The sequence below is a fragment of the Arcanobacterium haemolyticum DSM 20595 genome, assembly GCF_000092365.1.
Classification (GTDB): domain Bacteria; phylum Actinomycetota; class Actinomycetes; order Actinomycetales; family Actinomycetaceae; genus Arcanobacterium; species Arcanobacterium haemolyticum.
Genome location: NC_014218.1, coordinates 1,977,715 through 1,986,154 on the forward strand (window position 1 = coordinate 1,977,715; position 8,440 = coordinate 1,986,154).

Below are 8,440 nucleotides of genomic sequence, written 5' to 3' on the forward strand. Positions count from 1 at the left end.
CTAGGGGTCGTGTTACACACGGCGCTATGGACCCCTAAGTCATCTACAGAAAGCATGCTCCTCAACTGTTACCCACGTGCGAAACTGATTAAACAATCGACTACTTCTCTACGCTTCTCCAGATTTTTCACACTTCTCCAGATTTCTCACACTTCTTCAGATAAATTAATAGCGGCTGACATGCTGCCGGCCGCTATTAATTTTGACGATTGTCAAAGATTACTTATCGTCTGATGTTTCACGTGAAACATTCACACTCTGTTCGTTGATCATGGTGAGGATTCGATTGAGATCATCGATAGAACCGAAATCGATAGAAATGCGACCCTTCTTCTGCCCCATAACTACCTTAACCTTGGTTTCAAATCGATCCATCAACCGTGTTGCCAAACCATTAAGCTCAGGCTGGAATTGACCAGCACGCTTGGTCCGGTGTGGCTTTTCCGGTGTTCCTTCTTCTCCAAGAGCGACTAGCTCTTCCACAGTGCGCACGGAAAGATTTTCAGCCACGATACGTTGTGCCAATCGTTCCATTGCAGCCGCATCAGCTAAGCCTAAAAGTGCACGAGCATGCCCTGCCGAGAGTACGCCTGCCGCGACACGGCGTTGAACCAGTGGAGGAAGCTTGAGTAGGCGAAGCGTGTTAGAGATCTGTGGGCGTGACCGTGCGATACGGCGTGAGAGCTCTTCTTGAGTACACTTGAAGTCCTCCATCAGTTGCTGGTAAGCAGCTGCTTCTTCCAGTGCGTTCAGCTGTGAACGATGAAGGTTTTCAAGGAGGGCATCGCGTAGCATATCCCCTGTGTCCGTATGGCGAACAATTGCCGGCACGGTTGTGTTTCCTGCAAGGCGCGATGCTCTCCACCGGCGTTCACCCATAATAAGCTCGTAACGAGCTTCTGGCTTGTCAACAAGTGGAGTAACCAGTGGACGGATGACGATAGGTTGCAACACGCCAACTTCACGAATCGAATCCGCAAGTTCCGCCAAGTCTTCTTCGTCAAACACCTGACGAGGCTGATGCATGTTCGGCACGATCAAATCCAGTTCGATCTCACCGAAGGTAGCACCTGGAATCTGTTGAAGTTCCAGGGAGTCATCTCGAACCGCAAGTTCCTCAGTCAATGTTTCACGTGAAACAATCGCTTGCTGAGTACTGTCGAAGTTGCTCGTGTGCTCGCCGAACAGAACATCTACGCCCGGGAACTGTACTTTCTTGCGGGACTTACTACGCGCAGACTTCTTCGGAGCCTTTGCTGGCTCTTCCTTTTGCTCCGGCCGAGAACCTACGTTCACTGGCGTCACTTTTTCGTCACCTGCAGCCTTACCAGATTCAGCTGCCTCGTTAGCGACCACAATGTCAGCAACCTCGGTATCTACTAACGAGGCATCTTCAGGCGTAGCATCTTTGGTGACGTCCTTCAGAATGTTCTTGCTAGCAGTGTTGAGTCCAGCCTTCCGGCGTGTAGTAGCCGTAGCTTTATCAGCTTTCACCTGTTCAGCATCTTTTGGAGTGTTGAAAAAAATATCGATCGGCCGCTTACGGACCTCTTCTTGATCTACTGGGAACAATGCACCTATCCCTCGTCCTAGTCCTCGTCGTTTCTCTACCATCTTTCAAACCTTATTTCTGTACTTGTTCCGCTAATTCGAAGGCGGCCGCACGATAGGCAAGCGCGCCTGATGATCGAGGATCGTACGTAACAACCGTTTGCTGGAAACTTGGAGCTTCAGAAATACGGATATTACGAGGAATCTCAATGGAGAGTGTTTCCTGTGGGAAATACTGGCGCACTTCCGCCGCAACATCTTGTGCGAGGTTCGTACGCCGGTCAAACATGGTTAAGAGAATCGTTGAGATGCGCAGGGTTTGGTTATATGAGGTTCGCACCATCTCGATTGTTTTCATCAACTGGGTTAAGCCTTCGAGTGCATAATATTCAGTTTGAATTGGAATCATTACTTCGTCGGCACCTACAAGAGCGTTAAGTGTGAGTAGACCGAGACTTGGTGGGCAGTCGATGATGACGTAATCGATGTGAACCCCTTGGCCTTGCTGATCGATGAATTGCCTGATTGCTTCACGAAGGCGATATTCGCGTTCTTCCTGCATAACCAGTGAAATTTCCACGCTGGAAAGATCGATAGTGGACGGAGCTACGTACAGCGATGGCACGTCTGGGCACGGCTGAACGATTTCCGCGAGGGTCATTTCGCGTTCGAGTACATGATAGAGAGATGGAATGCCCGCCATGTGGTCAACTCCCAGCGCGGTTGTTGCGTTCCCCTGTGGATCAGCATCGATGAGGACGACGGTGAGGCCACCTTGTGCGAGTGCCGCAGCAATGTTGACTGCGGTTGTTGTTTTACCAACTCCGCCTTTTTGATTTGCTACGGTGATGATGCGCGTCTGTGCCGGATGCTTGAAGCTCACGTTTTCCAGCTTCTTCATAAGTTCACGGTCCCGAAGAAGATCAGCACCTACGGGTGAGTTCATATCATTGAACAGTGATGCACGTGAAGATTTATTATGACGATCATCAGAATAACCTGCAGCTTTTTTGCGTGGATCTACCATGCGAGCGGCTCCTATCATTTAACTTATTTAATTCTACAAGTTTCTTTTTAGAGATGAACCTTAGAATCCACAGTTAGAACTTATCCACATATTAACGGGACGTAGTGTATAAGTGGTAAACACCGAGATCATCTCTAATTTCTGCGGGTAATTCTATCCACTGAATACACTTTTTCCACAATAGAAATATATGCCATAAGATGGCTAAACAAAATGACGTGGGAATGTTTCACGTGAAACATTCCCACGTCATCCAGATCAACATTAGTTAGAACCGCCTATATGAAGAACAGCGTTACTTCTTTTGAACAACCAGCACACGGGTACCTTCAGATGTTCCCCATACGTCAACATCGTGAACATCTACCCAATCGGCTTTAAACTTTCGCAATTCTTTATCAGCCTTCTCAATTTCTTCTTCTGCCCTACCGCCTTTGAGGGCGACCAACTGACCGCCTGGGCGAACCAGAGGCATTGTCCATGGCAAAAGTTTTTTAAGCGCAGCTACTGCACGAGCTGTAGCAACATCGGCCGATATAACTCCCACCATTTCTTCAGCACGTTTGTTATGAACAGTCACGTTTGATAGCTGGAGGTCATCCACAACGTAGGAGAGCCAGTCCGTGCGTCGTCCTAAAGAATCCACAAGGTTTACCGTGAGGTCTGGACGAATAATCGCCGCCACCAAACCAGGAAAGCCTGCTCCGGAACCAACATCAACCAAACTTGCGTTCTGCGGGAGGAAATCGACGATCGCGGTTGAGTTAAGAATGTGGCGGCTCCACAGCTTGTCACGTTCACGTGGACCAATCAAGCCGCGGAGTTCACCTTCCGATTCAAGAAGTTCACCGAAGCGAAGCAGGTTCTTCCATATAGCGTCGCCGAAATGCTCTCCTCCTCCAGCAGGTGCTTCTTCAAACATCATGTCAGCCAATTCCCGATCCATAAACCTAACCTAAACTCTAAAACACTCATAACGCACATAAGTACACAAATCCCCCCCACTGTGGCTCAGAGGTATCCGGGCCACTCGCCGATATTCGGTCTCGTTAAAACCTCTCATCATCCCTGATAATAGATCCGGTCCACACGTAGGCATCCGAGCCGCTCGGGAGTGTTCTGTGCACATTCCACACCCATCTTATCCCACTTAGATCGTCATCTTTACTCCACAGCTTCGCTACTCATATCCCCTCGCTGCTTTGAAGACCCCACCTCAAACCTGCCCAAAGTCACCTCTTCGGCACTCTTCAGAACTCATCTCATCGAGCGGCCCTGATTATTTCGAGAATAGTGGCAATATTTGCCACTATTCTCGCTATGGTCAGCATTACCAAATCGTAGGTAAAGAAAAACGATAAAAAGGGATGATATTCCGGCTTCTCGGCTGGCCTTGCCGAAGAAATCCCCGCAAAATCACCGAAATACCACCCACATATTCATCGGAATACCACCCCTCATCAAAAACTACCAGACAGCCCGTTACCTTGTTGACAGGTCCTGATTGGCGGGTGTTGATTGGGATTGTCGGCCAGCCGCCCTGGCATGGTGTCTTGCCCCTGTCTATCCAATGATCCGGGGGGTGTTGCCACCAGGGTCGGTTGCCAGCATGTGATCGCTGATTAGGGGCTCGGCACCAAGGATGGATGCCTGTCGTAACGTGGATGTGAGGCGTGCTGTCTAGGCTCGGCCGACTTATGGTGCAAACCGAGAGGACAACTGCCATGAGAACTGACCGACCAGACATTTTTCTAGGACTGGACGTCGGCAAGACCGACCACTGGGCCTGCGCACTAACCGATTCCGGGCAGGTGTTATGGAATAAGACCCTGCCCAACAACGAACAAAAACTCACTGATATCTACACGAATCTGTCAGCGAAAGGCTCTGTGCTGGTGGTCGTGGATCAGCCGGCAACAATCGGCGCTCTCGCCATCGCGGTCGCCCAACATATGGGCATCGAGGTCGCCTACCTGCCGGGGCTGACCATGCGCCGGATCGCTGACCTATACCCGGGCGAGGCGAAGACTGATGAAAAGGATGCGTTCATTATCGCTGACGCAGCCCGCAGCCTTCCCCACACCCTGCGCCAGCTCACCAAGACCGACCAGGACGAGGCAGGACTGGCGATGCTCACCGGTTTCGACCTTGACCTCTCACGGCAGGTCAATCAAGTCTCCAACCGGATCCGCGGGCTGTTCACCCAAATCCACCCTGAACTGGAAAGAGTTCTCGGACCACGCCTGGAACATGACGCGATCCTCGAAGTGCTCGCTACCTGGCCAACCCCGCAGGCTCTACGCAAAGCCGGGCGAGCCAGAATGGATGCGAAACTCAAAAAGCACGGAGCTCGCCGCCACGCTGCATGGACCGAGGATATTCTTACCGCGCTAGCGAAGCAGTCGGTGATAGTCACCGGCACCGAAGCCGCGGGCCTAGTCATCCCGCACCTGGCCCGCCAACTGGTGAGCCTGCACGCTCAACGCGCCAACGTCGCTTCAGAGGTAGAGAAGATCGTGGCCACCCACCCTCTTTACCTGGTCCTGAGATCCATGCCCGGCATCGGTCTCAGGACCGCTGCCGTGATCATCGCTGAACTTGCAGGGAAGACCTTCACCAGCTCAGCAGCCCTGGCCTCCTACGCTGGCCTGGCACCGACCACCCGTCAGTCCGGGTCATCGATCAAGTCTGAACGAGTCAGCCACTCAGGCAACAAACGCCTCAAACGCGCCCTGTTCCTGTCAGCTTTCGCCGTGATCCGCACCGACCCGGTCAGCCGCGCCTACTACGACCGCAAACGAGCCCAAGGCAAACGACACAACCAAGCCATCATCGCCCTCGCCCACCGCAGACTCACAGTCCTGTACGCCATGCTCCGAGACGGCACCCTCTACGACGTCCCCGACACCGCCCTGGCAGCTTGACACACAACATAGGGGCACCCCCCAGAACACCACACCGTCCACCCAGATACCTGAAAACCACAGAGGCGGCCGAGGAAAAATCCTCAGCCGCCTCTGAACTACCAGGTCACTCTGCTGATTCGGCGCTCTCTGCGCTATCCGCCGACTCCCCCGAATCCAGATCCTCATCATCAGGCAAGGAGATCACAACGTGACGCCCCGCCCCGATGCCAGACGAATCTGAAAACAGCCCAGCGTTAGCAGCCACATCGTGAACCACTTTGCGTTCGAATGGGTTCATTGGCTTCAAGGCCACTGGTTCGCCGGTTTCTTCAACGCGTTCTACGGCGTCGCGGGCGATGGCAGCGATTTCCTTGCGGTGCTGATCGCGGTAGCCGAGGATGTCCAGCATGAGGCGGGAGCGTTCGCCCGTCTGCTGCTGCACGGCAAGGCGGGTGAGTTCCTGGAGTGCATCGAGCGTATCGCCATGCTTGCCAATGAGGCGCTTGAGGCGGCGATCGCCGCCGTCATCGGCAATGATGCCAACCGCAGCACGGTCTGCTTCTACAGTGATTTCGATATCCCCATCGATATCAGTAATATCAAGGAGTTCTTCGAGGTAATCTGCCGCGATATCGCCCTCTTCGTCTAGGGCTGCTCGCAGATCAACGAGTTCTTCCGACATAGTTTTTCCCTTTGTTTATGCGCCGTTAAGGCGGTGAGAGTTAAAAGTTACGATTCTTCTTGTTGCGTTCGGCTTTCTTTTGGCGCGCCTGCTTCTTTTCGTTGGAGCGTTGGCGTTGTGCCATGCGGCGTTCGTAGCGCTTTTGGGCGCGCTCGGCATCGGTGAGGCCGTCGAGTCCACGGGTTTCTTCTTCGTTTTCTTCGACGCTGGAGACCTCAGTAACCTTCTTACCGCCGGCTTTCTTGGAGCGTGCTTTGCCGAGTGGCTGGACGCGTGGGGCGGCTGGTTCAGCTGGCTCTTCTTCTGGTGGAAGGCCGGCGGCGATGCGCTTTGCGCGGATCTTTTCTTGGCGCTTCTTGTAGGCAGGCGAACCCGGGGTTGGATTGTAGGTGATCAGCCAGTACTGCTGGCCGATGTTCCACAGGTTCGAAGTGAGCCAGTAGACGAGCACGCCAACTTGGAAGGCGAAGCCGGTGAAGATGTAGATGATTGGCATGCCGTAAAGCATCATCTTTTGCATCTTGTATGCCGGGTTGTCTGGATCCTGTGCGGATTCCGGCATGTTCTTGGTCATAATCATCTTCTGGGAGAAGAAGAGCGTGGCCATCATGAGGACGATGAGGATGATTGCGACGATACGCACGTTGGTTGGGAGCGGGAATGTGCCTGCGGTTCCGAGCGACGACGACAACGGCGCACCGAACAACGTTGAATTAGCGATTTCGTGCGCTACGGTTTTGTCTACTGCACCGATGGTGCCCATCTGGCCTTTGGAGATCGGATCCACGGCGTAGAGGAGGCGGAAGAGCGCGAAGAAGATCGGCATCTGAATGAGCAGCGGCAAGCAGGATGCGAATGGAGAGGTACCGCGTTCGCGGTAGAGCGCCATGAGTTCTTCTTGCTGACGCTGCTTCGATACGGCATCGGTGCGGCCTTTGTACTTCTTTTGAAGTTTTTGCACTTCAGGCTGGATTTCCTGCCCCATTCGCATGGCGCGGATCTGCTTGTTGAAGAGCGGGATAATGAGGATTCGGATCACGATTGTGAGACCTACGATGGAGAGCACCCACGCGGCACCGGATCCTGAGCTCAGGCCTAGGGCTGTGAGCACTGAGTGAATGCCGTACATGATCCACGAGATAACCCATTTGATTGGGAAGAGGATAGTATCCACAGTTCTTCTTTCGCTTAGTGGCGGTTGCCAGTGACGTAATCATCGCCGTGGCCTTGTTGGCCTGATGATTCTTGTTTGGCGCGGTGCGCCATAAGTTCGGTGTAGCCGAGGGGTTTGGTTGGCCAGTGGCCAGGTTCGGGTACCCAGTCCACGCCGCCTTTACTCCACGGGTTGCAGCGCAGTAAGCGCCACATAGATAAAATTGTACCTTTTATTGCTCCGTGAACCTCAATGGAGTCGAGGGCATATTGGGAGCAGGTTGGTTGGTATTTACAGCGGCGGGGTAGGCCGGCTGAGATGTTCCGCTGGTACCACCGGATTGCTTTTTTGAGCAGGTGGGCGATCATGGTTGCTCCGCGTTGAGTGCGCGGGATCGCTTGAGACCATTGGTGAGTGCGGTGAGGAGTTCTTGTGAGGTTGCGTGTGCGGCGTCAGGGTTTGCCCGGACAACGACGGTGCCCGGCTTCATGTTGGGCAACAATTCACGGGTGACGTGGCGGAGTTTGCGGGCGACAGTGTGCCGGATCACTGAGTTTCCGACTTTTTTACCCACGACGAAGCCGACCTTTGTGCAAAGGTCGGCTTCGTCTATGATGTCTTCTACATCAAAGTAGACGACAACTAAGCTGTTTCCGCTCCGCCTTCCATGACGAATTGTTCGGGCAAATTCGCCCGATTTTCGCAATCGGTTGACGGCGGGCAGCATTTACGCAGCGAGGCGTGCGCGGCCCTTACGACGGCGGGAGGCAAGAACTGCACGACCCGCACGGGTGGCCATACGCTTACGGAAGCCGTGGACCTTCGCGCGACGGCGGTTATTCGGCTGGAACGTACGCTTGGTAGACATGGGTGATCTCCCACTTATCGATTCTTGAACGAAACCGAGATTTTCGGATTCGTGTGTGTCCTACACACATGACTTGACGACTTTACGCGACTTTTTGGCTCAAAGTCAATAAAAGACACGGATGCCGTAACTATTGTCACACGCATTTTATTCTTCCACAGCATGTCCACACTTTACCCACATTTTTCTCCACACTTGTGGATATCTCCATAAAATCCCGTTTTCTTTCTAACTTAGCCGTTCAGTGGATGTA

At 53.1% G+C, this 8,440-nt stretch carries 9 protein-coding genes; 1 reads left to right on the top strand and 8 read right to left on the bottom strand.

What is annotated here, in order from left to right; all coding sequences use genetic code 11:
* Nucleotides 1–219 precede the first annotated feature (219 nt).
* The 3 genes from ARCH_RS09100 to rsmG form a co-directional block, all read right to left on the bottom strand.
* Nucleotides 220–1,614: a ParB/RepB/Spo0J family partition protein gene (locus tag ARCH_RS09100; RefSeq protein WP_013170975.1), complete on the bottom strand. Its 1,395-nt coding sequence runs from the start codon at nucleotides 1,612–1,614 to the stop codon at nucleotides 220–222.
* A gap of 10 nt (nucleotides 1,615–1,624) precedes the next feature.
* Nucleotides 1,625–2,578, bottom strand: coding sequence for a ParA family protein (locus ARCH_RS09105; RefSeq protein ID WP_013170976.1), 954 nt, complete (start codon nucleotides 2,576–2,578; stop codon nucleotides 1,625–1,627).
* A 295-nt stretch (nucleotides 2,579–2,873) separates the two neighbouring features.
* Nucleotides 2,874–3,524 (bottom strand): 16S rRNA (guanine(527)-N(7))-methyltransferase RsmG, encoded by a 651-nt coding sequence (gene rsmG, locus ARCH_RS09110; RefSeq protein ID WP_013170977.1) that lies wholly within the window; start codon nucleotides 3,522–3,524, stop codon nucleotides 2,874–2,876.
* A 778-nt stretch (nucleotides 3,525–4,302) separates the two neighbouring features.
* Here rsmG and ARCH_RS09115 point away from each other — a divergent pair.
* Nucleotides 4,303–5,502: an IS110 family RNA-guided transposase gene (locus tag ARCH_RS09115; RefSeq protein ID WP_013169363.1), complete on the top strand. Its 1,200-nt coding sequence runs from the start codon at nucleotides 4,303–4,305 to the stop codon at nucleotides 5,500–5,502.
* A gap of 106 nt (nucleotides 5,503–5,608) precedes the next feature.
* On the opposite strand, the gene ARCH_RS09120 is transcribed toward ARCH_RS09115, so the two are convergent.
* From ARCH_RS09120 to rpmH, 5 genes are read right to left on the bottom strand one after another with little or no spacing between them, the layout of a single operon-like run.
* On the bottom strand, nucleotides 5,609–6,166 hold the full coding sequence (locus ARCH_RS09120) for a Jag family protein (protein ID WP_013170978.1): 558 nt from the start codon (nucleotides 6,164–6,166) through the stop codon (nucleotides 5,609–5,611).
* Between the two features lie 40 nt (nucleotides 6,167–6,206).
* Nucleotides 6,207–7,340 carry a membrane protein insertase YidC gene (yidC, locus tag ARCH_RS09125; protein ID WP_013170979.1) on the bottom strand — a complete coding sequence of 378 codons (1,134 nt, stop codon included), beginning with the start codon at nucleotides 7,338–7,340 and terminating at the stop codon, nucleotides 6,207–6,209.
* Between the two features lie 14 nt (nucleotides 7,341–7,354).
* Nucleotides 7,355–7,687: a membrane protein insertion efficiency factor YidD gene (gene yidD / locus ARCH_RS10580; protein WP_013170980.1), complete on the bottom strand. Its 333-nt coding sequence runs from the start codon at nucleotides 7,685–7,687 to the stop codon at nucleotides 7,355–7,357.
* A complete protein-coding gene (gene rnpA, locus ARCH_RS09135; protein WP_013170981.1) occupies nucleotides 7,684–8,046 on the bottom strand; it encodes a ribonuclease P protein component in 363 nt (120 codons plus the stop codon). The genes yidD and rnpA overlap by 4 nt, the downstream gene beginning before the upstream one ends.
* Nucleotides 8,047–8,187: a 50S ribosomal protein L34 gene (gene rpmH / locus ARCH_RS09140; protein ID WP_013170982.1), complete on the bottom strand. Its 141-nt coding sequence runs from the start codon at nucleotides 8,185–8,187 to the stop codon at nucleotides 8,047–8,049.
* Between the last annotated feature and the right edge of the window lie 253 nt (nucleotides 8,188–8,440).

Bases quoted from the DNA above. Each gene is read 5' to 3' on its own strand.
- rnpA (WP_013170981.1), bottom strand. From the start codon at position 8,046: ATGCTGCCCGCCGTCAACCGATTGCGAAAATCGGGCGAATTTGCCCGA.
- ARCH_RS09105 (WP_013170976.1), bottom strand. From the start codon at position 2,578: ATGGTAGATCCACGCAAAAAAGCTGCAGGTTATTCTGATGATCGTCAT.
- ARCH_RS09120 (WP_013170978.1), bottom strand. From the start codon at position 6,166: ATGTCGGAAGAACTCGTTGATCTGCGAGCAGCCCTAGACGAAGAGGGC.
- ARCH_RS09115 (WP_013169363.1), top strand. From the start codon at position 4,303: ATGAGAACTGACCGACCAGACATTTTTCTAGGACTGGACGTCGGCAAG.
- ARCH_RS09100 (WP_013170975.1), bottom strand. From the start codon at position 1,614: ATGGTAGAGAAACGACGAGGACTAGGACGAGGGATAGGTGCATTGTTC.
- rpmH (WP_013170982.1), bottom strand. From the start codon at position 8,187: ATGTCTACCAAGCGTACGTTCCAGCCGAATAACCGCCGTCGCGCGAAG.
- yidD (WP_013170980.1), bottom strand. From the start codon at position 7,687: ATGATCGCCCACCTGCTCAAAAAAGCAATCCGGTGGTACCAGCGGAAC.
- rsmG (WP_013170977.1), bottom strand. From the start codon at position 3,524: ATGGATCGGGAATTGGCTGACATGATGTTTGAAGAAGCACCTGCTGGA.